The organism is Pseudomonas sp. X10, assembly GCF_054889225.1.
The window spans coordinates 2,300,240-2,323,796 of sequence record NZ_CM142677.1 but is presented as its reverse complement, the minus strand read 5'-3'; the positions used below and the strand labels follow the sequence as shown (position 1 = coordinate 2,323,796).

Genomic DNA, 23,557 nt, shown 5'->3' with positions numbered 1-23,557 from the left:
CTGCGATGCCTGTCCGCGCGTACCGTCCGTGTACTGTCCGATAGGAGATCACCCCACATGCTGCCCCGTTTCGTCACCCTGCTCGCGGGCCTCGGCCTGACCGGCCTGGCCCAGGCCGCCGCCACCCACTACCCGCTGACGATCGAGAACTGCGGCATGGCGCAAACCTTCCAGCACGCCCCCGAACGTGCCGTGACCATTGGCCAGGCCGGCACCGAGGTGCTCTACGCCCTGGGCCTGGGCGACAAGCTGGTGGGCACCTCGCTGTGGTTCAACGACGTGCTGCCTGAGTACAAGGAGCTGAACGCCAAGATCGAGCGCCTGGCCGACAACGACCCGAGCTTCGAAGCGGTGGTCGGCAAGCGCCCGCAACTGCTTGCCGTGCAGTTCGAATGGATGGTCGGCGCCCAGGGCGTAGTCGCGACCCGCGAGCAGTTCCACGAGCTGAAGATCCCCACCTATGTGCTGCCGTCGGATTGCGAAGGCAAGGACAACCTGGTCGGTGCCGATGGCACCCGCCTACAGCCGTTCCAGATCGACAGCATCTACAAGAGCGTTGCCCAGTTGGCCGAGATCTTCGACACCCAAGACCGCGGCGCGGCCCTCAACGCCGACCTCAAGGGCCGCCTGGACAGTGCCAAGGCGCGCCTGTCCGACAAAGACCTGGGCGGCACTTCGGCGCTGTTCTGGTTCTCCAGCGCCGACCTGGACATCGACCCTTACGTCGCCGGACGCAAGGGCGTGGCCGACTTCATGTTGCAGACCCTGGGCGTACGCAATGTGGTCGAGTCCAACGAAGAATGGCCAACCGTGGGCTGGGAAACCCTGGCCAAGGCCAACCCGACGTGGCTGATCATCGCTCGCATGGACCGCCGTCGCTTCCCCGCCGATGACTACCAGAAGAAGCTGGAGTTCCTCCGTAGCGACCCAGTGACCCAGAACATGGACGCGGTAAAGCACAACCGCATCATCGTTCTCGATGCCGACGCCATGCAGGCCGGCATCCGCCTGTTCCGTGGCCTCGAGACCCTGTCCGAAGCCTTCGCTTCCGGTAAAGCACCACAACCATGATCCGCCTGCTATCCCTCGGTGCCCTGGCCCTGGCTGCCCTGATGGCGGCCTTGCTGGCGGGCATCGCCATCGGCGAGACCAATCTTTCGTCCAAGGTGATCTACCAAGTGCTGGCCAACCAGTTGTGGCATGCCGGGCATCTGCTCGACCCCATCGACCAAGGCATCGTCTGGAACTACCGCCTGCCCCGCAGCTTGGTAGCCGCTGCCTGCGGTGCGGGACTGGCGACCTGCGGGGTGATCCTCCAGGCACTGCTGCGCAACCCACTGGCCGAGCCCTACCTGCTGGGCCTATCGGCCGGCGCCTCGACCGGCGCGGTGCTGGTCGCCCTGCTGGGCATCGGTGTCGGCACCCTGTCGCTGTCTGGCGGCGCCTTCATCGGCGCCTTGGCGGCCTTCGCCCTGGTTCTGCTGCTGGCCCGCGCCAACGGCTCCACCCACAATAACGCCCAAGTGATCCTCGCCGGCCTCGCCGGCTCACAGCTGTTCAATGCGCTGACCGCCTTCCTCATCACCAAGTCGGCCAGCGCCGAACAGGCACGCGGCATCCTCTTCTGGCTGCTGGGCAACCTCAGTGGCGTGCGCTGGCCATCGGTATGGCTGGCAGTGCCGGTGGCCATGGCCGGTCTGACCGTGTGCCTGTGGCACCGGCGGGCGCTGGATGCCTTCACCTTCGGTGCCGACTCGGCGGCCTCGCTGGGTATTGCGGTACGCCGCGTGCAACTGTTGCTGATCACCTGCACCGCATTGGTCACCGCCGTGATGGTGTCGATCGTCGGTGCTATCGGCTTCGTCGGCCTGGTCATCCCCCACGCCCTGCGCCTGCTGCTTGGCGGTAGCCACAGCCGCCTGCTGCCAGCCAGCGCCCTGGGTGGCGCACTGTTCCTGATCGCAGCCGACATCCTTTCGCGCACCTTGATCCCCGGCCAGGTGATCCCGGTAGGCGTGGTCACGGCCCTGATCGGCGCACCGATGTTCGCCTTGATCCTCATCAGCCGCAGGCAACAACGATGACCGCCATGACACCGCCCCAGCAGACCGCCCTGCTGACCTGCCAAAATCTGGGCTTCCACGTGCGCGACTGCCAGTTGCTGCACAACATCAACCTCGCCGTGGCCCCTGGCGAAACCCTGGGCATCGTCGGCCCCAACGGCTCGGGCAAGTCGACCTTGCTCAAGCTGCTGGCCGGCCTGCGCCCGCCCAGCAGCGGCAGCGTGCACCTGCTCGGCCAGCCCTTGGCGCGCCAGCCGCGCCGCCAGGTCGCCCAGGCCATGGCGCTGGTGGAACAACAGGCCGACACCCATGACGCCATCAGCGTGTTCGACGCCGTGGCCCTGGGCCGCACTCCCTGGCTGTCGGCCCTGGCGCCCTTCTCTGTCGAAGACACCGCCATCGTCGACCAGGCCCTGGCCGACGTCGATGCCCTGCACCTGCGCCAGCGGACCTGGAGCAGCCTGTCCGGCGGCGAGCGCCAGCGCGTGCACATCGCCCGTGCCCTGGCCCAACGTCCGCAACTGCTGTTGCTCGATGAACCGACCAACCACCTCGACATCCAGCACCAACTGAGCCTGCTGCAACGGGTGCAAGCCCTGCCGGTGACCAGCCTGATCGCCCTGCACGACCTCAACCAGGCGCTGACCTGCGACCGCCTGGCCGTGCTCGACCATGGCCGCCTGGTGGCCCTGGGCAAGCCGCTGGAAGTGCTGACACCCGAACGCCTGCTGAGCACCTTCGGCGTGCACGCCCACTACCTGACCGACCTATTCGACGGCGCGCGCATCCTGCGTTTTCGCGCCCCTTGAAGCTGGAAGCCTGAACCATGTTGTTGCGCCCCCTTGCCCCGCTGTTGTCCGCCGCCCTGCTCGCACCCGCCGCGCTGGCCGAAGTCCATGAAGTGAAGATGCTCAACCGTGGTGCCGACGGCGCCATGATCTATGAGCCAGACCACCTGCGCATCGCACCGGGCGACACCGTGCGCTTCCTGCCGACCCAGAGCGGGCACAACGCTGCCAGCCTGCCCTCCCTGCTGCCAGCTGGCGCCGAAGCCTTCAAGAGCAAGATCAACCAACTCCATGAGCAGACCTTCACAGTGCCGGGCCTGTACGGCATCCAATGCATTCCGCACCTGGCCATGGGTATGGTCATGCTGATCCAAGTCGGCGAATCGGCCACCGAGACACCCGCCCTGCCAGACAGCCTCCCCGCGCGCGCCAAGCAGCGCTTCGTCGCCCAACTGGAACAGCTGGAGGCCGGCCAGTGATCGCTTCGTCCCCACGCTCGGCCCTACTGCTTGCTCTGCTCGGCAGCAGCCCCCTGGCCCTGGCCGACTCTGCCCAGTCCCAGTCCAACGGTTTTGTCGAAGACAGCAGTTGGAGCCTGCTCAACCGCACCGTGTTCGACCAGCGCGACTATCGCCACGGCGCCAGCAACAGCGGCGCCCGCAATGCCTATAAAGCGCGCAGCGAGCGCAACGGCAAGGCCGAGGAATGGGCCTATGGCCTGATGGGTACGTTCCAGTCCGGCTTCACCCAAGGCCTGATCGGCGTGGGCGTCGATGCCCACGCCTACCTCGGCGTGCAGCTCGACAGCGGCGGTGGCCGTGCCGGTAAAGCGCGCTTGCTCGGCGTGGACAATGAGGGCCACCCGAAGAACGCCTACAGCCGTGGCGGCGCGGCGCTGAAGCTGCGGCTGTCCAATACGGTGCTGTCCTATGGCGAGCAGCGGGTCAAGACCCCGGTATTCAGCTCCTCCGACAGCCGCCTGCTGCCCGAAACCGCCACTGGCTTCTTCCTCGACAGCAACGAGATCGACACCCTCAGGCTGGTGGCGGGCCACTTCAATGAAAGCACCGACCGCAACGCCAGCAGCCATGACCAAGGCTTCGTGGTCAACTACTCCAGCGGCCGCCAGGGCAACAGCTTCGACCTGGCCGGCGCGGTGTACAACCCCAGCGCCGACTTCAGCGCCAGCCTCTACACCTCGCGCTATGAAGACACCTGGAACCAGCACTACCTGGGCAGCACCTTCAGCCACGCCATCGATGACCGACGCAGCCTGAGCCTGGACCTCAACCTGTACCGCACCACCGACACCGGCAAGGCCCTGTCCGGGCGCATCGACAACACCACCTGGAGCCTGGTCTCGCGCTACAACCAAGGCCCGCACACCTTCAGCCTCGGCTACCAGGAAGTGGACGGCAACACCCCGTTCGACTACGTCACCCGCGGTGCCATCTTCATCGGCAACGCCGTACAGCTGTCGGATTTCAACGCCCCGAATGAAAAGTCCTGGCAGGCGCGATACGACCTGAACATGGGCGCTTTCGGCGTACCCGGCCTGAACCTCACCGCCCTGTACGTGCGCGGCTTCGATATCGACGGTAGCCATGCCGACGCCAATGGCGGCTATGCCTACCTGGGCTACGGCAAGGGCGGCAAGCACTGGGAGCGTGACCTCGAAGCCCGCTACGTGGTGCAGAGCGGCAAAGCCAAGGGCACCGCCTTCTCACTACGACACAACGTGCACCGGGGTAATACCGCGCAAGCGGAACTGGATGCGGACCAGATTCGCCTGGCGATCGAGTACCCTCTTACCGGCGGGTTCTAGGCCAGCATCAGCTGCATATGGGTGGTCCGCCAAAGCGGATCATCCTCTACATCCACCACCTCGAAACCCTGCTTCTGCCAGAAGGCGACCGCCCCCGGCAGGAACGGGTGGGTGTGCAGGTACAGGCACTCGATCCCCTGCCGCTTCGCCTGCTCGCGCAAGGCCGTGAACAGCGCCGCCGCCAGCCCACCGCGACGGTACCTGGGCAGCACGAACAAGCGGACCACCTCCACCACCCGCCTGTCGCGGTAGTCTAGTTGGGCGAAGCGATGGTCATAGGGCAGGTAGCCGATCGCGGCGATCAGTTGGCCTTGGTCGCGGGCGACCAGAAAGCAACCGCCGCCCTCCACGTACACCTCGCGAAAGCGCGCCAAGTCATCGGGCATGGGGGCGTTGGCGAGCATGGGAAAGAGCTCACGGCGGGCATCGTTGACGAAGGCGACGACCTCGTCGATCGCACCGGCGGCAACGGGTTCCAGGGTACAGGTCTGATGGAGCATGCGGCCTCAGCAATGGTCAGGACAGTCCGGGCCCACACGCTCTGCAGGAGCGGCGATTCGGCGCACCGACTTGTCCGCGATCGGGACTTCCAGTTCAGCACATCCTCCAGCCCTTTGCACGCCGGCTCAGTCCCCGCCCACCATCGCCTGCCGGTACGCCCTCGGCGACACCCCGGTCAGCGTCTTGAACTGCCGGCTGAACGCGCTGTGGTCGGTATACCCACACTGCAAGGCGATATCGGTGATCGGCAGTTCTGTCTGCAACAACCGGTGCGCATGCTCCAACCGCACCTTGTGGATCATCTGCCGGGGCGTGAGGTGGAAAATGCGCTTGCAGTAACGCTCCAGTTGCGCCACCGACAGGCCGGCGATGCGCGTCAGGTCCTGCAGGGTCACCGGCCTGTTGTAGCGCTCGCGGATATAGCTGTCCACCGCGGCCAGGCGCTGGTAGGCGGGGTGGCTGTCGCGGGCTGCCTGAAGGTCCACGGAGATGCCGGCCATGCCGATGACCTGCCCCTCGCGCCCGAGCAGCGGACGCTTGTGGGTCAGGCACCAGCCGGGCTCGCGGCTGCCGTAGAGGTGCAATTCCAACTGATCCTGCAGGACCATGCCCTGCGCCAGCACGCGTTGGTCCTGCTCGGTGTAGCGCGGCCCGAGCTGCGAGGGGAACACTTGGGCACTGGTCTTGCCCAGCAGCGGCTCGATGCTCTTGAAACCGCAGCGCTGGGCCAAGGTCAGGTTGGCAGCCAGGTAGCGCGCCTGCAGGTCCTTGATGAAGAACACCGTGTTGGGGATGTCGTCCAGCAACGGCAGGATAGGCGCGATGCCTTCGAGCAGGCGGTCGATGCTGTCGGCACGCTGGCAGGCCAGGCTGGTGAGGGCCGCGTGGCTCATGGGGTGTCAGGGCTCCTGGGAGGTCGCGTCGAGCAGCAGTGTAGCGATTCGCGCCGGCACCAGGGGCGAGCGTGGCGTACCCGGCCCCCAGCCGAACAAGGCCTGCGCCGCCGTGCCGCACACCCGCCCCTGGCAGGCGCCCATGCCGCAACGGCTTTGCAGCTTGGCAGCCGTCCAGCCTGGCTGCTCGCGCACGGCACTGACAGGGATGTCTTCGCAGCGGCACAGCAGCGTGTCTGGCTGGGCCAGCCCATACACCGGTGGCGTCAGGGCAAAGCTGTGCGCCAACTGGTCGGCGAAGCGCTGCCAACGGGCCTTGCGCGCCAGCAGTTGGCGGGCACGGGCCTCTTCGCCAATCACGGTCCATCCGGCGATCTCGCCTTCGACCAGAGCCAGCTCACTGCCGCCAAAACCGGTGCACTCTCCCGCGGCCAAGTGACCGTCGCGACTGGTGCGTTGCAGCGCATCGACCGCTACCGCCTCGCCCTCCAGACGGCAGCCGAGGTAACTGGCCAACTGGGTATTGGGCACCAGACCGAAACCGCAGGCCAGGCGATCGCATTCGAGCTCTTCGACGCGCTCGCCCTGCTGGATCCGCACCGCCTCCAGGCGCTTCCCACCCAAGGCCTCCAGTACCACCGCACCCATACGGTAGCCCGGGGTCATCAGTTGCGCCGCCTGTACGACCTTGCCCGGCCAGCGCCACAGCTGCGCGGCAAAGCCCAGCACCTGTGCCATCGGCGCCTGCTCAAGCACGCGCAACACCTGCGCCCCGGCCTGCCGCGCCGTAGCGGCGCTGGCCAGCAGCAAAGGACCGGAGCCGGCGATCACCACCCGCTCGCCCTTGAGCGGCAAACCATTCTTGGCCAAGGCCTGCAAAGCGCCGGCACCGGTGACGCCGGGCAAGGTCCAGCCTGGGAATGGCAACAGCCGTTCACGGGCGCCGCAGCAGAGGATCATCCGCTCATAACGCAGCAACATGCCACGCTCGGCATCCTCCAGCAGCAGGCAGCCCGGCTCAGGGGCGGCGACGATGCGCGTGCCAGGCAAATGGCGCACGTTCGCCTTCGCCAATACAACCAAGCGCGCCTGGGCTGCCGGCAGCGGGTCGAAGCCAGGCCCGTGGCGCCAAATCTGTCCACCAGGGCGTGGGTTGTCGTCAAGGATCAGCACATCGGTGCCACGACTGGCGGCCGCGGCGGCCGCCGCCAACCCGGCTGGGCCGGCGCCGACGATCAACACTTCACAGCGCAAGGTTTGTTGCTTCATGGCGTGCGCTCCACCTGCATGCCGGCGCGGCACAGGGTCTGGCAGGCCAACTGGCGCTGGCCGTCGATGGTCACGCGGCACTCCTGGCAGATGCCCATGCCGCAGAACGGCGCCCGTGGCTGGCCAGCGCAGGAGCGCCGGGTCAGGCCGTTGCCGCTGAACGCCAGGGCGGCCGCCACGGTGACGCCTTCCGGCACCTCCAGGGTCCGCTGTTCGAGGTAGATGATCATGCTGCTTCTCCCATCGACAGGCGCCCAGGGGCATAAGCCGCTGCGTCGATTGGCGCGGCCTCGTTGAAGATCTGCGCAGCCAGCAGCCGCGCGCTGCCCGGCGCGGTGGTCACGCCCAGGCCCTCGTGGCCCACGGCGAGCCATAGCCCCGGCTGGCGCGGATGCTCGCCGAGGATGGGCAAGCCATCTGGAGTGGCGACGCGAAAACCGGTCCAGGCACGAATGGCATTGAGCCTGGCCAGCCCCGGCAGATAGTCGGTCGCCCGACGCAGCATACGCGCCAGCAACGGCTGCTCCAGCGCCGGGTCGAGGGTGTCGAACTGCCGCGACGAGCCGATCAGCAATTGTCCCGTGGGGCGCGGCTGCACATTGAAGGCCACCGAGGTGCCGTCGCTGCTGTGCGCGCTGGCCGCATAACCCAGCTCCACCAACTGGTGATGGACCTGCTGCGGATAACGGTCGCTGATCAGCAGATGGCCCTTCTTCGGTCTCAAGGGCAGCTCCGGTAGCAATGCCTTGGCGCCCAGACCATTGGCGACGATCACCAACGGGGCCTGCAGGCACTGCCCTCCCTCCAGCAGCACGCGGGTGCCCTCCAGCGCGTGGACCGTGGCGTGTTGCCGCTGGATATTCGGCTGCTCCTGCAACAGCCACTGGGCGGTGGCCGGTGCATAGAGGATGCCGTCCCCCGGCACCTTGAGCGCTCCGCCCAGGCCCTTGCGCAACATGGGCTCCAGCGCCGCCAGGGCCGCGCCATCGAGTAGCTCGCTGTCGACCCCCTGCCCGTCCAGGCCACGCTGCTTGGCGCGGGCCATGTCCAGCTCGGCAGCGTCCCTGGCCAGCCACAGGGTCCCGCAGTTGCGATAGGCGCAACGCTCCGGCAGGCGCGGTGCCAAGTCACGCCACAACCCGATGGAGTAACGGCTCAGGGCCAGCTCGGCAGCGTTGTCGTCCATCGCCACCAGGTGCCCCATGCCCGCCCCCGTCGCCCCGCCGCGGGCATCGTCCAGCACCCGTACTCGCAGGCCCCGCCCGGCCAGCTCATGGGCGCAGGCGGCGCCGACGATGCCGGCGCCGATCACGATGGCATCAGCAATCACGCGCCGATCCCCCAAGCGAAGGGGTCGGTCTCGTCGATCAGCAAGGTGGCCTCGGCACTGACCCAGGCACTGCCACGCAGGGTCGGGACCACCTGGCCATCGACAAGCTCATAACTGGCGCTGAAGCGGCTGCCGATCACACTGGCCTGGCACCACACTTGCCCTGGCGCCAGCTTGCCGTCCGCCGCCAGGCAGGCCAGCTTGGCGCTGGTGCCCGTGCCGCAGGGCGAGCGGTCATAGGCCTTGCCCGGGCAAAGCACGAAGTTGCGGCTGTCGGCCTGGTCGTCGTCGGCGAACAGCTCGATATGGTCGATCTCCCCCCCTTCGGCACCAGTGATGCCCGCGGCCTCCAGGCCCTGACGCACCGCCCAGGTGTACTGGGTCAGTGCCTCGACATTGTCCCCAGCGATGCGCTGGCCGTGCTCGCTGACCAGGAAAAACCAGTTGCCGCCCCAGGCGATATCGCCGACCACAGTACCGTGCCCCGGCACTTGCACTTCCACGGCCTGGCGATAGCGGTAGGCCGGTACGTTGCGCACACTCACCGACAGGTCCTCGTGCAACGTCGCCTGCACCTCGCCCACCGGTGTTTCGATCACATGCACGCCCGGCTCGATACGGCCCAGGTGATAAAGCGAACGCACCAGGCCGATGGTGCCGTGGCCACACATGCCGAGGTAACCGCTGTTGTTGAAGAAGATCACCCCGGCACAGGCATGCGCACGGGAGGGTGCGCAGAGCAAGGCACCGACCAACACGTCGTTGCCACGAGGTTCGAGCATGCAGGCTCGGCGCCAGTGGTCATGCTCGCGGCGCAAGATGGCCAAGCGCTCGGCCATGCTGCCGTGGCCCAGGTCAGGGAAACCGGTGGTGACCAGGCGGGTCGGTTCACCGCCGGTGTGGGAGTCGAGGATGCGGATCTGCTTCATGGAAGTCCCCTGTTGTCGTTGCACACAGGGTGGCGCGTCGGCGTGGCCGTGGCTTGTGGGTTTTCACCTGCACGGATGACGAAATCGGCACAGTTCGTACCGGTCGCAGCCTTCAGGCTGGTGCTACCCCTCTAGGAGCGGGCTTGCCCGCGATAACACCGGCACTGACGAAACCGGCCTAACGGCAAATAAGGAAGGCCCGCCGGACTATGCCGATTTCGTCTCCCACTGGATGCAAAACCTTCAAGCGCCAGCGGCGGCCCCGGGTCCAACCTATCCCCACCACAACCCAACAAGGACAATCAACGTGAGCCGCAAAGCCATTTCCTGGACCGGTGTGTTCCCGGCCGTAACCACCCAGTTCAACGCCGACCATTCCCTCGACCTGGACGCCACCCACAAGGTCATCAGCAACCTGGTCAACGACGGTGTGTCGGGCCTCGTGGTGTGCGGCACGGTCGGTGAGAACACCTCGCTGACCACCCACGAGAAACTCGCCGTGATCGAAACTGCCAAGGACGCCGCCGGCGGCCGCGTGCCGGTGATCGCCGGGGTCGCCGAGTTCACCACCGAGTTCGCCCGCAACACCGTACGCGAGGCCGCCCGTGCCGGCGTCGACGGCGTCATGGTCATGCCGGCCCTGGTCTACTCCGCCAAGGCCCATGAGACCGCCGCGCATTTTCGCGCCGTGGCCACCGGCACCGATCTGCCGGTGATGGTCTACAACAACCCGCCGATCTACAAGAACGACGTTACCCCTGACGTGCTGATCGCCCTGCAGGACTGCGAGAACATCGTCTGCTTCAAGGACTCCTCCGGCGACACCCGGCGCTTCATCGACCTGCGCAATGCCGTAGGAGACCGCTTCGTGCTGTTCGCCGGCCTGGATGACGTGGTGGTCGAGTCGGTCGCCGTCGGTGCAGAAGGCTGGGTCTCGGGCATGTCCAACGCCTTCCCGAAAGAAGGCGAGACCCTGTTCCGCCTGGCCAAGCAGAAGCGCTTCGATGAAGCCCTGGCCCTGTACCGCTGGTTCATGCCCCTGCTGCACCTGGACGCCCGCCCGGACCTGGTGCAGTGCATCAAGCTCTGCGAAGAGCTGGTCGGTCGCGGCTCGTCCATCACCCGCCCGCCACGCCTGGCCCTGCAGGGCGAAACCCTGGAGGAGGTCAAGGCGCTGGTCACCAAGGCCCTGGCCACGCGCCCCGAACTGCCCGATGTAGGCCTCTGAGATCCCGCGGGGCAAGCCCGCTCCCACGGCACCCAACCCGAGCGGGCGGTGCACGAGGGGCGGGCTTGCGTGGGCACCGGCCCATCCCTGCACTCCCCCCCAACAACCGAACAATAAGACCCTCGAAGACAACCCGAACTGCCGACTCCAATAACAACCCACAAGAAGGCAAGCGCTATGTCAGGCCAAGGCAAATTCAAGAAACAGCTGTCGCTGACCGACCTCACATTCATCGGACTGGGGGCCATATTCGGCTCCGGCTGGCTGTTCGCCGCCAGCCACGTCTCGTCCATCGCCGGCCCCGCCGGGATCTTTTCCTGGCTGCTCGGCGGTTTCGCCGTATTGCTGCTGGGCATCGTCTATTGCGAGCTGGGCGCCGCCCTGCCCCGCGCTGGCGGCGTGATCCGCTACCCGGTGTATTCCCACGGCCCACTGCTGGGCTACCTGATGGGCTTCATCACCCTGATCGCCTTCTCCAGCCTGGTGGCCATCGAGGTGGTCGCCGCCCGCCAGTACGCTGCGGCCTGGTTCCCCTCGCTGACCCACGCGGGCAGCAGCAACCCCACCGCCCTCGGCTGGCTGCTGCAGTTCGCCCTGCTGTGCCTGTTCTTCGTGTTGAACTACTACAGCGTCAAGACCTTCGCCAAGGCCAACAACTTCATCAGCCTGTTCAAGTTCATCGTGCCGCTGTTGGTGATCGGCGTGCTGTTCACCTTCTTCAAGCCCGAGAACCTCAGCGTTCAGGGCTTCGCGCCGTTTGGCATGTCTGGCATCGAGATGGCCGTCTCGGCCGGCGGCATCATCTTCGCCTACCTGGGCCTGACGCCGATCATTTCCGTGGCCAGCGAAGTGCGCAACCCACAGCGCACCATCCCCATCGCCCTGATTCTCTCGGTACTGCTTTCCACCGCCATCTACGTGCTGCTGCAACTGGCCTTCCTCGGCGGCGTGCCGACCGAAATGCTCGCAGGCGGCTGGGAGCACATCAGCAAAGCGTTCTCCCTGCCCTACCGCGACATCGCCCTGACCCTCGGCGTCGGCTGGCTGGCCTACCTGGTGGTGGCCGACGCGGTGATCTCGCCCAGCGGCTGCGGCAACATCTACATGAACGCCACGCCACGGGTGATCTATGGCTGGGCGCGCACCGGCACGTTCTTCAAGCTCTTCACCCGCATCGACGAAAAGTCCGGCATCCCGCGCCCGGCGCTGTGGCTGACCTTCGCCATGTCGGTGTTCTGGACCCTGCCGTTCCCGTCCTGGGAGGCGCTGATCAACGTGGTCTCCGCCGCCCTGGTGCTGAGCTACGCCATCGCCCCGATCTCGGTCGCGGCCCTGCGCCGCAGCGCGCCTGACCTGCCACGCCCATTCCGGGTCAAGGGCTTTGGCCTGCTGGGGCCGGTATCGTTCATCGTCGCCGCGCTGATCGTCTACTGGTCCGGCTGGAACACTGTGTCCTGGCTGCTCGGCCTGCAGATCCTGATGTTCGTGGTCTACCTGCTGTGCAAGCGCCTGGTGCCCACCGACCACCTCAGCCTCAGCCAGCAGGTGCGCAGCTCGGCATGGCTGATCGGCTTCTATGCCACCACCATCATTCTTTCGGGACTGGGCAGCTTCGGCGGGCTCGGTGTACTCAGCCACCCGTTCGACACCCTGGTGGTCGCCGCCAACGCCCTGGCCATCTACTACTGGGGCGCGCGCACGGGTGTGCCTGCGCACCTGGTGCGCCTGGACGGTGACGAAGAGTCCGAGGCCCCGGACCTGGCCGGCCAACCCCTGGGCCGTCCACAACCCCACAACGCATAAGGAGGGCGCACATGCCCATTCATGGTGAACTGCTGATCGGCCAGAGCGCCCGCCGCGGCCGCAACGGCACTGTCCAGGCCATTGCCGCCGCCAGCGGCGAAGTGCTGGCACCGGCCTTCGGAGGCGCCAGCCCGGACGATCTCGAGCAGGCCTGCGCCCTGGCCGAACAAGCCTTCGACCACTACCGCGCCGTTGACCCGGCACGGCGCGCCAGCTTCCTCGACACCATCGGCGCCAACATCCTCGCCCTGGGCGATGAACTGATCGAGCGTTGCATGGCCGAAACCGGACTGCCCCGCGCCCGTCTCGAAGGCGAGCGCGGCCGCACCGTCGGCCAGCTCGGCCTGTTCGCCAAGGTGTTGCGTGCAGGCCGCTACCTCGACTGCCGCATCGATCCCGCGCAACCCACCCGCTCCCCCCTGCCACGGCCTGACCTGCGTCTGCGCCATATCCCACTGGGCCCGGTAGCGGTGTTCGGCGCCAGCAACTTCCCCCTGGCCTTCTCCGTGGCCGGCGGCGATACCGCCTCGGCCCTCGCCGCCGGCTGCCCAGTGATCGTCAAGGCACACTCCGCCCATCCTGGTACCAGCGAACTGGTTGGCCGTGCCATCCAGCAAGCCGTGCGCGACTGCGGCCTGCCGGAGGGCGTGTTCAGTCTGCTGTTCGACAGCGGCCGAGAGATTGGCCAGAGCCTGGTGGCTGATCCGCGGATCAAGGCTGTTGGCTTCACCGGCTCGCGCAGCGGTGGGACGGCCCTCATGCACATCGCCGCCAACCGGCCCGAGCCGATTGCGGTGTATGCCGAAATGAGCGCGATAAACCCTGTGCTGCTGTTGCCCGGGGCCTTGGCCGAGCGAGGCGCCATGATCGCCGACGGCTTCGTGGGTTCGTTGACCCTCGGTGCTGGCCAGTTCTGCACCAACCCCGGCCTGATCCTGGCGATTGACGGCCCGCCCCTACGCCAGTTCGAGCAAGCAGCCGCCGAGCGTCTGCGCACTGTCCCAGCACAGACCATGCTCACACCTGGCATCTGCCACAGCTACAAGGCCGGGGTCGACGCGCTGCGGCAACGACCTGGCGTCGAGAACCTTGCCAGCGGCCTGGCCGGCACCGACCTGCAAGCCACTGCCGCGCTGTTCGCCACCCATGCCGAGGTGTTCCTGAATCAGCCGCTGCTACGCGAAGAAGTCTTCGGCGCCTGCTCCCTGATCGTCCGCTGCCCCGACTCCGTCAGCCTGCACAAGGTGCTGGCCTGCCTCGAAGGCCAGTTGACCATCGCCCTGCACCTCGGCCACGACGACCATGCCATTGCCGCACCGCTGCTGCCTCTGCTCGAACGCAAGGCCGGGCGCATCCTGGTCAACGGCTTTGGCACCGGCGTCGAAGTCGCCCATGCCATGGTCCATGGCGGCCCCTTCCCTGCCACCTCCGACGCCCGCAGCACCTCCGTCGGCAGCCTCGCCATCGCCCGCTTCCTGCGCCCGGTGAGCTACCAGGACTTGCCCGACGACCTGCTGCCACCAGAGTTGCAGCAGGCCAATCCACTCGCCTTGCCGCGCCTTGTCGACGGGGAATACAGCGCATGACCGACACCGTCCACCTCACCCTCGACGAAGTCCACGACCTCGCCGTCCGCGCCCTGACCCACAATGGCATGTCCGACGCCCATGCCCAGGCCATCGCCCGCGTCATCAGCCAATGCCAACGCGACGAGTGCCACTCCCACGGCCTGTACCGCGTGCTCGTCTGCGTCCGTTCCCTGCGCAGCGGCAAGGTCGACCCCGCCGCTTTGCCCAGCGTCAGCGAACTGAGCCCGGCGATTGTCAGTGTCGATGCGCATCACGGGTACTCGTTGCTCGCCTTCGAGACCGGCTTGCCGCTATTGGTGGAGAAGGCGCGGACCTTTGGCTTGGCGGCGTTGGTGATTCGCCACTGCTTCCACTTCTCGGCGTTGTGGCCGGAAGTCGAGGCCATTGCCGCCCAAGGACTCGTCGGCATGGCCATGACGCCAAGCCACAGTTGGGTCGCGCCGCACGGCGGAAACAAAGGCGTGTTCGGCACCAATCCGCTGGCCTTTGCTTGGCCACAGCCTGGGGGTGAACCCTTTGTCTTCGACTTCGCGACCAGTGCCATTGCACGGGGTGATATCGAACTGCATGCACGGCAAGGAAAACCCATACCGCTGGGCTGGGCGGTAGATGCCGACGGCCAGCCGACCACCGATGCGCGGGCCGCGCTGGCAGGTGCCATGCAGACATTCGGCGGGCACAAGGGCTCGGCCCTGGCGGCGATGATCGAGCTGATGGCAGGGGCGTTGATCGGGGATATGACGAGCGTGGAGTCGATGGCCTACGACGATGGCGCCGGAGCTACGCCCTGTCACGGCGAACTGTTGCTGGCATTTGACCCGGGCGTGTTCATGGGCGAGCGGATCGAGGCGGGTACACGCAGCGCAGAGGATTTGTTTGCCAACATCACCGCACAAGGCGCCCGACGGCCTTCCCAACGGCGCTTTGAAGCCCGGCTGCGCTCCATTGCGAACGGGGTCGAAGTCGACCGGCATATATACGATGAGATACGGCGGTTAATGGACTGAGGCGAACCGGCAACGACCCGGCATGCCGACGCTGCCAAACGCTCGCCGTGCCGGGACGCTACCTGCCTCACCGATGGCCAGCCCCACGCAAGAAACCCTGCACCGCCTCCAGCACGACCTCCGGCGCCTCCCGATGCGGCACATGGTGACAGCCCGCCAGAATCCGATACTCGCCCAACTGCGGTGACAGTCGCGCAATACGCGCCGGATGCAAGCTCGAACCGTACTCATCCTGATCCCCATGCAACGCCAACAACGGGCACTCGACCCGCTCGACCTGCTCCTCGAGCGTCCAGCCACTGAACGACTCCGACAACCAACTATCCGTCCACGCCGACAACACCCACGGGGCCTTGTCGCCATGGTATTTCTCCAGCCGCTGCAAATGGCCAGGCTGTTGGAAGTACACCTGGGCCTGCCGAATCCCGTCCACCGTCCTGTCCTCCACGAAGGCCTGTGCCGCGATGGTGATCAAGCCGATGCAGTCTTGGGGATGCAGGAAGGCCACGTTGGCCGCCATCGCCCCGCCGACGCTGTGACCCAGCGCGATGAAACGATCGACCCGCAGCTCCTGCTTGAGCAATGCAAAGAAACGCACGGCTTCGTCACGGATGAAGTCGGGCGGCAGCGCCCCCGGGTATCGATCGGACTGGCCGAACCCGAGCCGGTCATAGGCGATCACCTCATGCCCGGTGGCCTGGCAAAGGAGATCGGGAAAATTCCGCCAAAGTTCGATACAGCCCAGCGAGTCATGGAAAAGGATGATCGGCGGCTTCTGCGCCCTGCCCCCTCCGTCAGTGGTCACCCAGCGACGGGCGAACAGCCGCCCCAGTGGGGTCTCGATCCAATGGCTCTGCACATCGATGAATCCAGTCATCGCGGTCACCGACACCTCCTTTACGCGAGCAAGAGAAGCGCAGTGTAGCGCCCACGCGAATAGCCATCAGCAAGAGCGGGAACTGACTATGATTTCGTAGAGTCACCTGAAGGCGTTGCCGGTTCAGCGTCCTCTGCGCGAACCGCGTAGTTACATGGTACACATGTAGTATGTAACACGAACTCTATCCCTATCCTGTAAACCAGCACCTCAGCGCAATCTTGGGGTACAGACAGATGACGAATCATGCCCAGGTTGTCACCCAAGCCAACGAGAAGGACCTGGACGGCATACTGGACTTGCAGGCCCGCAACCAGGTTGAGCGTGGCGGCTTGCTCGCTGCCAGCCTACCGCCCGAGCGCATCCTGGCGATGATGCGGGAAATGCCGCTGATCGTGGCGCGCCGGGGCACGCGGGTGACAGGGTTCCTGCTCACGGCGACACGCCAGATGAATGCCGACTTCCCCTTGGTCAAGGCTATGCTGGAGGCCTACCCCGGGCCCCCCGATGCTTATATCTATGGTCCGATCTGTGTCAGCGAGGAAGAACGGGGCCAGGGGCTGGCGCAAAGGATGTTCGCCCATCTGTGCCAGTTGGAGCCGGGGCGAGAAGGCATCCTGTTCATCCGCAAGGACAATGAAGCGTCAATGCACGCGCACCTGAAGATGGGCATGCAAGAAGTCGCCACATTCCTGTTCGACGACCACGAGTTCGCGGTGTTCTCCTACCGTGGATAGGCGCCGCCGATTCACACCCGACAGCGCCTGACTGTAGACTCGCCGTATTGCACCCTCCCCCAGCCCCTCTGCCCAAGGCCTTCTCCATGCCACGCTTTAGTCAATTGCTGTTGCCCCTGTTGCTGATCGCTGCCCTGGCCGCATGCGATCAGCAGGACAGCCGCGAAGAGAAGATCCTGGCCAACCTACCGATCCAGGAAGCGTACGAAAACAACATCGACAAGATCGCCACCCTGCTGCAACAGCGCCATGCCGACGTGCCGAAGGAAAAGATCAAGGAAGTGCTGCGCCGACACCTGACGGTCGAAGACCAGCACAGAGACCTGCTCAAGCTGTACAGCGAAAAGAACTTCACCGACGCCGAATTCGACACCATCGTCGAAGCCACCCACGATCCGGTGAAGGCCCGCGACCTGAGCAGCACCGAGGAAGGCAAGCGATTGGGCAAGAAGCTGACCGAACTGATGATCGAAAGCGCTCAGGACGAAAAGACCCAGACGCTGGCGACGGAGCGGATGCAGCAAGTCGAGAAGGAACTCGCGGAACTGGAAAAAGCGGGACGCTGAGTCATTTAGCTTCGTTCTTTTGGAGGGGCGTATGCCAAGATAGTGTTAGCATTTATAGCCAACTGCTATCGCCCTTCAATCAAGTACATGACTACTACTTATTAATGCGCTCCGGATAATCTACCACGCAGCGAGCCGTACTCAAATTGGGGTAACCAAGAAAATCGTCGACACCATCAGGGCTCACAAATTTTCGCAGAACATTAACCCCCCCCCACAAAGGGTTTGCGGTAACCTGTCCACGCAAAACTTTTGTGTACTTACCGTAATAGTTTTTACGGCTAGGCTCGTCCGGCCCCTGCGGGTCATGAAAAGGGGAATTTGCGTAATAATGCGGGTCATACCAATCCTCCACCCACTCCAAGCCATTGTCCGACATGTCATGAAGCCCCAAGGGGTTAGGGGGAAATCTATCAACTGTAACGGGGTAAACGAGTCGGTCTTCCACCCAATTTCTATGGCTTGCTGCCCTTTTCACTATCATATGGCAGTTCTTCTTTCCCAAACTTCGAGCCGAAGTCCCCCATCAAAAACTCACCCCCGTCGACAAACACAAGCTGTTGCTTCACGACATCAGCAAACTCCCTTATATAATCCAACTTCACGTGCGATACCGCTTGCGCAGCAACCTTCTCGTCACATCCCGCAACCAAACCCAAAACCAAGCCAAACACCCAGACTCTTCTGTTCATAACACCCAAACAAATTCAAAGATTAAATACCCATCTCTACACACAGACCGAAACTACCACGCCGGCAATAGTGCACAGATGCGGCAGAAGTCGGTAAACTCTCCAGTCGACTTCAATGAAGCTGGCCTTCCAGCAAGACCGACGCGCCGATAAAACCCTTCAATTGCGGATTGATATGGGCACGCAACATGCCCATGTCGGGGTGTAGCCGTGCCCATCGATCACTCCTCGCACCACGCTGCCACCCAGTCTCCGGAGAAGCGGAAGGAATGCCGGCGGGAAGAGTGGGCGACGGGAGACAACGATTCCACCGGTAAACGGCGAACAGGAAACGTCATAGGCAGGTCTCAGAAACAGCCTACAAAATCATCGATTTGGATAAGGCGTGCGGGCGGCCGGCAAGATACCGGCCGATGACAAGCGCTTTTACACCCCTTGCGGCAACTGCGCCGTCAAGAACCCCATCAACGCCTGCGCCGCCGGCGACAGGCTGCGCCCCTTGCGCGTCAACATGCCGATCTGCCGCTCGACCTTCGGCTCGGCCAGGGGCAAGAACGTGAGTTTTTCGTTCTCCAGCGGGAACGCCAGGTAAGGCAAGGTGCTGATCCCCACGCCTTCTTCCAGCATCGCGATCAGCGAGATCATGTTGGAGACGAACAATCGGCTGTGCTCCAGCAGGCACTCGGCGTCAGTGCCTTCCAGCAACCGTGAAGTGCCGTTGCGGATCATCGGCAAGCCCTGCAGTTGCGACCAGTGCAAGGCACCATCGGCATGCACCAGGGGGTGGTCGGCACGGCACACCACGCCCATCTGGTCATGGAGGATCGGGACAAATTCGATCTGCTCGTCGGCCATCCACATGCTGCTGATGCCGAAATCCACCTGCCCCTGGGCCAGCAACTGCTGGACGCTGTCGGCGGTGCCGTCCTGGATGCTGACCTGTACGTTCGGATGGTCGGCCACGAAACGCCCCAGCGGGCCAGGCAACAGCCGGCTGGCCACCGAGGGCACGGTGGCGATGCTGACTTGGCCAATCTCATGCTGGGCCAACAGGGTGGCCTCACGGGCGATGCGGTCGTGGTGCTCGATCAGGCCACGGAACAACGGCAGGCAGTGTTCGCCAAAAGGCGTCAGTTCAACCCGCCCGCCGCCCTTTTCGATCAGTGCCTGGCCCAGCTTCTGCTCCAGCTCGCGCACCGCCAGGCTTATCGCCGGCTGAGTGCGGTACGCCTGGCGGGCGGCGCCATGGAAGCTCTTCAGGTCGGCGACCAACACGAAATAGCGCAACTGGGCGATTTTCAGCTCGGGCAACATGGTTAGCATTCCTTATCGAATCATTTTTTTTATTAATTTTTATTTGCGCCATATTGCTCGCAAGATGAGAGCCAGGCAAACGGAGGCTTCTCATGTCACTCAATACCTACAAGAACTACATCGATGGCCACTGGTGCGAAGGCCACGGCACTCTCAGCAACCACAGCCCCTCTGACACCCGCGACCTGATCGGCGAATACCACCAGGCCAGCGCCGAACACACCCTGCAAGCCATCCAGGCCGCCCGTGCCGCGCAACCGCTGTGGGCCGCCACTGGCCTGGAAGCACGCCAGCAGGTGCTGATGGCCATCGGCGACGAGCTGATCGCCCGCAAGGAAGAGCTTGGCCAGTTGCTCTCGCGTGAAGAAGGCAAGCCGCTGGCCGAGGGCATCGGCGAAGTCAACCGCAGCGGCCAGTTCTTCCACTACTATGCCGCCGAAGTGCTACGCCAGATGGGCGAGACCGCCGCTTCCGTGCGTCCCGGCATCGACATCGAAGTGCACCGCGAACCGGTCGGCGTGGTGGGCATCATCACCCCGTGGAACTTCCCCATGGCCACCGCCGCGTGGAAGATCGCCCCGGCCCTGGCCTTCGGCAACGCCGTGGTCTTCAAGCCAGCCAACCTAGTGCCGGCCAGCGCCTGGGCGCTGACCGAGATCATCAGCCGCCAGGGCTTGCCCGCAGGCACCTTCAACCTGGTCATGGGCAGCGGCGCCAGCGTCGGTGAAACCCTGGCGCACTCAGCCGACATCGACGCGCTGACCTTCACTGGCTCGCTGGCCACCGGCCGGCGTGTCGCGGTCGCCACCGCGGGCAACCTGGTGCGTTGCCAACTGGAGATGGGTAGCAAGAACGCCCTGGTGGTCATGGACGATGCCGACCTCGACGTCGCGGTGGAATGCGCCCTCAACGGTGCGTTTTTCGGCACCGGGCAGAAGTGCACGGCGTCCTCGCGCCTGATCGTCTGCGATGGCATCCACGACCGCTTTGTCGAGGCCCTGCGCGCGCGCATGCGCCAGCTCAAGGTCGGCCCGGCCCTGGAATCCGGCGTGCACATCGGCCCCGTGGCCGAAGCCCGCCAGCTGGAGCAGAACCTGGAGTACCTGCGCCTGGCCCAGGCCGAAGGCGCCACACTGATCGAGGGTGGCGAACGCCTGCAACTGCAGACCGACGGCTACTACATGCGCCCGGCGTTGTTCATCGACAGCCGCAATGACATGCGCATCAACCGCGAGGAAGTGTTCGGCCCGATCGCCTGCGTGATCCGCGTGGCTGATTTCGAGGAAGCCCTGGCGACGCTCAACGACACCGAATACGGCCTCACCGCCGGAATCATCACCCAGTCGCTGCGCCATGCCAGTGAGTTCAAGCGCCGTGCCCAAACCGGTTGCGTGATGGTCAACCTGCCCACCGCCGGCACCGACTACCACGTGCCGTTCGGCGGCCGCAAAGCCTCCAGCTTCGGCCCCCGCGAACAGGGGCAGTACGCCCGCGACTTCTACACCGTGGTCAAGACCACCTACCTGCGGCCTTGAAGGAGTACGCGCCATGCACGACCTACTGATGATCGACGGCCTGCAGTACTCCAACTGGAGCTCGGAGATATTCCAGCAGATGCAGGCCGGCGGCCTGAGTGCGGTACACGCCACCATCGCCTACCACGAGAACGCACGCGAAACCCTCTCGCGGATCGGCGAATGGAACCGTCGCTTCGAAACCTGGCCCGAGCTGATCCGCCCGGTGCGCTCGGCCAGCGATATCCGCCTGGCCCATGAGGAAGGCCGGGTGGGCATCTTCTTCGGCTTCCAGAACTGCTCGCCAATCGAAGACGACATCGCCCTGGTGGAAGTCTTCCGCCAGTTAGGCGTGTTCGTCATGCAGCTCACCTACAACAACCAGAGCCTGCTGGCCAGCGGCTGCTACGAACGTGAAGACAACGGGATCAGTCGCTTTGGCCGCCAGGTCATCGCCGAGATGAACCGCGTCGGCATGCTGATCGACATGTCCCACAGTGCCGAGCGCAGCACCTTGGAAGCGATCGAGCTGTCGAGCCGGCCAGTGATCGTCTCCCACGCCAACCCGTCGAGCTTCCACGCGGCCAAGCGCAACAAGTCCGATGCGGTGCTGCGCGGCATCGCCGAATCCGGCGGGCTGCTGGGTTTCAGCACTTACCCCTTCCACCTCAAGGGTGCCTCGGACTGCAGCCTGGAGAGCTTCTGCGACATGATCGCCAGCACCGCCGACCTGATGGGCGTCGAGCACATCGGCATTGGCACCGACCTGTGCCAGTCACAACCGTTGACAGTGCTCGAATGGATGCGCAACGGGCGCTGGAGCAAGGAGAAGGACTACGGCGAAGGCTCGAAGGACAACGCCAACTGGCCCGCTGCGCTGCAATGGTTCCGTGACAGCCGCGACTTCCCCAATATCGCCCGAGGCCTGCGTGCCCGAGGGTTTGCCGAAGATGAGGTGCGCAACATCATGGGGCTCAACTGGCTGCGCCTGCTGGAAACCGCCACCACGGCGCAGACCTGAGCCGTCCCCGCATGGACAGCATGAACAATAAAAACAATCGCTGGTCTCTGGAGGCTTCATGAAAAACCCAACCACCCTGCAAGCCGACGGCCAGGCCATGAGCCTGCCGGTCGCCCGGGATATCGACTGGCCGCTGTTCCTGATCAGCGGTGGCTTCCTGGCGGCGTTCCTGGTCGCGGCCCTGGTCGACATCGACGCGGTGTCGGCGCTGGTCAATACCCTGTTCGCCTGGTCGACCAAGGCCTTCGGCCTGTACTGGCAGGTACTGATGCTGGCGACCTTCGCTGTCAGCGTCGGCATCTGCTTCTCAAAATGCGGGCGCGTGCGCCTGGGCGGCATCGAGCAACGCCCGGACATCAGCACCTTCAACTGGATCGCCGTGATCATGTGCGCGTTGCTTGCCGGCGGTGGCGCGTTCTGGGCCGCGGCCGAGCCACTGATGCACTTCGCCAGCCCGCCACCGTTCTTCGCCGGCGTGCAGCCACACAGTGAAGCAGCGGCCACCGCGGCGCTGGCGCAATCCTTCGTGCACTGGGGCTTCCTGGCCTGGGCGGTACTCGGCAGCTTGTTGGCCATCGTGCTGATGCACCTGCATTACGACAAGGGCCTGCCGCTGGCCCCACGCACCCTGCTCTACCCGCTGTTTGGCGAGCGCGCCCTCAAGGGACCGATCGGCACCCTGGCCGACGCGGCCTCGATCATCGCCGTGGTCGCTGGCACCATTGGCCCAATCGGCTTCCTGGGGCTGCAAATCAGCAGCGCCCTGCACGCAGTCTGGGGCGTGCCCAACGACATCCTCACCCAATCGATCACCATCATCCTGGTGACGCTGATGTACACCGTCTCCTGCCTGGTGGGCCTCAAGGGCATTCGTTTCGTCAGCGAGATCAACGTCTGGCTGATGATCGGGCTGGCGCTGTTCATGGTGGTGTTCGGGCCGACGCTGTTCATTCTCAGCAGCTTCCCCTCGGCCCTCGCCCTGCATGTCGAGCACTTCATCCCGCTGGCGATGTTCCGTGCCGACCCCGAGTGGCTGGACTGGTGGACGGTGTTCTTCTGGGGCTGGTTCATCGGCTATGCACCCATGGTCGCACTGTACGTCGCACGGATCTCGCGGGGCCGCACCATCCGCGAGATCATCATGACGCTGTCGTTCATCGCCCCGGTGGTGACCATGTTCTGGTTCACCGTGGTCGGCGGCACCGGCATCGGCCTGGAACTGCAGACGCCGGGCATCGTCACGGCCCACGGCAGCGAACCTGAAGCCCTGCTGCTGGGGGTGACCCAGAACCTGCCGCTGGGCGGCCTGATCAGCGCGCTGTTCCTGTTCCTGAGCTTCATCTCGGTAGCCACCAATGGCGACGCCATGTCCTTCACCGTGGCGCTGGCCATGTCCAGCACCGACAAGCCGAAGAAGTGGCTGCGTGGCTTCTGGGCCATCGGCATGGGCCTCGCGGCCGTGGTGCTGATCACCATCGGCGCAGGTGGCGTCACCGCCCTGCAATCCTTCATCGTCATCACCGCGGTGCCGGTGTCGCTGGTGATCCTGCCGGCGCTCTGGGATGCCGTGCGGATCGCCCGGCACATGGCCCGCGAGCAAGGTCTCTGAAC

The 23,557-nt window shown here is 65.0% G+C and carries 24 protein-coding genes; 14 read left to right on the top strand and 10 right to left on the bottom strand.

From position 1 onward, the window contains the following. Positions 1-57: 57 nt before the first annotated feature. From ACYU03_RS10690 to ACYU03_RS10670, 5 genes are read left to right on the top strand one after another with little or no spacing between them, the layout of a single operon-like run. A complete protein-coding gene (locus ACYU03_RS10690) occupies positions 58-1,071 on the top strand; it encodes an ABC transporter substrate-binding protein (protein ID WP_461890493.1) in 1,014 nt (337 codons plus the stop codon). After that, the gene (locus ACYU03_RS10685) at positions 1,068-2,084 is read left to right on the top strand and encodes a FecCD family ABC transporter permease (protein WP_461890492.1); all 1,017 of its coding nucleotides are present in this window, start codon (positions 1,068-1,070) and stop codon (positions 2,082-2,084) included. Before ACYU03_RS10690 ends, ACYU03_RS10685 begins: the two co-directional genes overlap by 4 nt. Continuing rightward, entirely contained in the window at positions 2,081-2,872 is a 792-nt protein-coding gene (locus tag ACYU03_RS10680) for an ABC transporter ATP-binding protein (protein WP_461890490.1), read from the top strand. Before ACYU03_RS10685 ends, ACYU03_RS10680 begins: the two co-directional genes overlap by 4 nt. A gap of 17 nt (positions 2,873-2,889) precedes the next feature. Next, positions 2,890-3,330 carry a pseudoazurin gene (locus tag ACYU03_RS10675; RefSeq protein WP_461890488.1) on the top strand — a complete coding sequence of 147 codons (441 nt, stop codon included), beginning with the start codon at positions 2,890-2,892 and terminating at the stop codon, positions 3,328-3,330. Then, complete coding sequence (locus ACYU03_RS10670; RefSeq protein WP_461890486.1) at positions 3,327-4,676, top strand: OprD family porin; 1,350 nt, start codon at positions 3,327-3,329, stop codon at positions 4,674-4,676. Before ACYU03_RS10675 ends, ACYU03_RS10670 begins: the two co-directional genes overlap by 4 nt. Here ACYU03_RS10670 and ACYU03_RS10665 read toward each other — a convergent pair. The 6 genes from ACYU03_RS10665 to ACYU03_RS10640 form a co-directional block, all read right to left on the bottom strand. Further along, positions 4,673-5,176, bottom strand: coding sequence for a GNAT family N-acetyltransferase (locus tag ACYU03_RS10665; protein ID WP_461890484.1), 504 nt, complete (start codon positions 5,174-5,176; stop codon positions 4,673-4,675). The two genes, ACYU03_RS10670 and ACYU03_RS10665, sit on opposite strands and share 4 nt — an antisense overlap. A gap of 126 nt (positions 5,177-5,302) precedes the next feature. After that, positions 5,303-6,070 (bottom strand): PAS domain-containing protein, encoded by a 768-nt coding sequence (locus ACYU03_RS10660; protein ID WP_461890482.1) that lies wholly within the window; start codon positions 6,068-6,070, stop codon positions 5,303-5,305. 6 nt (positions 6,071-6,076) lie between these two features. Further along, on the bottom strand, positions 6,077-7,339 hold the full coding sequence (locus ACYU03_RS10655) for an FAD-dependent oxidoreductase (protein ID WP_461890481.1): 1,263 nt from the start codon (positions 7,337-7,339) through the stop codon (positions 6,077-6,079). Next, positions 7,336-7,569 (bottom strand): (2Fe-2S)-binding protein, encoded by a 234-nt coding sequence (locus ACYU03_RS10650; protein WP_461890479.1) that lies wholly within the window; start codon positions 7,567-7,569, stop codon positions 7,336-7,338. The genes ACYU03_RS10655 and ACYU03_RS10650 overlap by 4 nt, the downstream gene beginning before the upstream one ends. Beyond that, entirely contained in the window at positions 7,566-8,669 is a 1,104-nt protein-coding gene (locus ACYU03_RS10645) for an NAD(P)/FAD-dependent oxidoreductase (protein WP_461890477.1), read from the bottom strand. Before ACYU03_RS10645 ends, ACYU03_RS10650 begins: the two co-directional genes overlap by 4 nt. Continuing rightward, positions 8,666-9,598 (bottom strand): 4-hydroxyproline epimerase, encoded by a 933-nt coding sequence (locus tag ACYU03_RS10640; protein WP_461890475.1) that lies wholly within the window; start codon positions 9,596-9,598, stop codon positions 8,666-8,668. The genes ACYU03_RS10645 and ACYU03_RS10640 overlap by 4 nt, the downstream gene beginning before the upstream one ends. Positions 9,599-9,905: 307 nt before the next feature. On the opposite strand from ACYU03_RS10640, the gene ACYU03_RS10635 reads away from it, so the two are divergent. From ACYU03_RS10635 to ACYU03_RS10620, 4 genes are all read left to right on the top strand, one after another. After that, the gene (locus ACYU03_RS10635; RefSeq protein WP_461890473.1) at positions 9,906-10,826 is read left to right on the top strand and encodes a dihydrodipicolinate synthase family protein; all 921 of its coding nucleotides are present in this window, start codon (positions 9,906-9,908) and stop codon (positions 10,824-10,826) included. 177 nt (positions 10,827-11,003) lie between these two features. Continuing rightward, the gene (locus ACYU03_RS10630; RefSeq protein ID WP_461890471.1) at positions 11,004-12,629 is read left to right on the top strand and encodes an APC family permease; all 1,626 of its coding nucleotides are present in this window, start codon (positions 11,004-11,006) and stop codon (positions 12,627-12,629) included. 11 nt (positions 12,630-12,640) lie between these two features. Further along, on the top strand, positions 12,641-14,215 hold the full coding sequence (locus ACYU03_RS10625) for an aldehyde dehydrogenase (NADP(+)) (RefSeq protein WP_461890469.1): 1,575 nt from the start codon (positions 12,641-12,643) through the stop codon (positions 14,213-14,215). After that, complete coding sequence (locus ACYU03_RS10620; RefSeq protein WP_461890467.1) at positions 14,212-15,225, top strand: Ldh family oxidoreductase; 1,014 nt, start codon at positions 14,212-14,214, stop codon at positions 15,223-15,225. The genes ACYU03_RS10625 and ACYU03_RS10620 overlap by 4 nt, the downstream gene beginning before the upstream one ends. Before the next feature lie 67 nt (positions 15,226-15,292). Here ACYU03_RS10620 and ACYU03_RS10615 read toward each other — a convergent pair whose 3' ends face one another. Further along, a complete protein-coding gene (locus tag ACYU03_RS10615; protein WP_461891440.1) occupies positions 15,293-16,102 on the bottom strand; it encodes an alpha/beta fold hydrolase in 810 nt (269 codons plus the stop codon). Positions 16,103-16,338: 236 nt separating this feature from the next. Here ACYU03_RS10615 and ACYU03_RS10610 point away from each other — a divergent pair, with 236 nt between their 5' ends. After that, the gene (locus ACYU03_RS10610) at positions 16,339-16,839 is read left to right on the top strand and encodes a GNAT family N-acetyltransferase (protein ID WP_461890465.1); all 501 of its coding nucleotides are present in this window, start codon (positions 16,339-16,341) and stop codon (positions 16,837-16,839) included. 86 nt (positions 16,840-16,925) lie between these two features. Next, entirely contained in the window at positions 16,926-17,405 is a 480-nt protein-coding gene (locus ACYU03_RS10605) for a hypothetical protein (RefSeq protein ID WP_461890463.1), read from the top strand. A 94-nt stretch (positions 17,406-17,499) separates the two neighbouring features. Here the strand turns inward: ACYU03_RS10605 and ACYU03_RS10600 are convergent, their stop codons facing one another. From ACYU03_RS10600 to ACYU03_RS10590, 3 genes are all read right to left on the bottom strand, one after another. After that, positions 17,500-17,889, bottom strand: coding sequence for a formylglycine-generating enzyme family protein (locus ACYU03_RS10600; protein WP_461890461.1), 390 nt, complete (start codon positions 17,887-17,889; stop codon positions 17,500-17,502). Next, positions 17,861-18,079: a hypothetical protein gene (locus ACYU03_RS10595; RefSeq protein WP_461891555.1), complete on the bottom strand. Its 219-nt coding sequence runs from the start codon at positions 18,077-18,079 to the stop codon at positions 17,861-17,863. The genes ACYU03_RS10600 and ACYU03_RS10595 overlap by 29 nt, the downstream gene beginning before the upstream one ends. Before the next feature lie 444 nt (positions 18,080-18,523). Beyond that, entirely contained in the window at positions 18,524-19,411 is an 888-nt protein-coding gene (locus ACYU03_RS10590) for a LysR family transcriptional regulator (RefSeq protein ID WP_461890459.1), read from the bottom strand. A 92-nt stretch (positions 19,412-19,503) separates the two neighbouring features. Between ACYU03_RS10590 and ACYU03_RS10585 the strand changes: the two genes are divergently transcribed. The 3 genes from ACYU03_RS10585 to ACYU03_RS10575 are packed head-to-tail and all read left to right on the top strand — an operon-like array spanning position 19,504 to position 23,555. Beyond that, a complete protein-coding gene (locus ACYU03_RS10585) occupies positions 19,504-20,946 on the top strand; it encodes an aldehyde dehydrogenase family protein (protein WP_461890457.1) in 1,443 nt (480 codons plus the stop codon). 13 nt (positions 20,947-20,959) lie between these two features. Then, a complete protein-coding gene (locus ACYU03_RS10580; RefSeq protein ID WP_461890455.1) occupies positions 20,960-21,946 on the top strand; it encodes a dipeptidase in 987 nt (328 codons plus the stop codon). Between the two features lie 58 nt (positions 21,947-22,004). Further along, positions 22,005-23,555: a BCCT family transporter gene (locus ACYU03_RS10575; RefSeq protein ID WP_461890453.1), complete on the top strand. Its 1,551-nt coding sequence runs from the start codon at positions 22,005-22,007 to the stop codon at positions 23,553-23,555. The last annotated feature ends 2 nt before the right edge of the window (positions 23,556-23,557 follow it).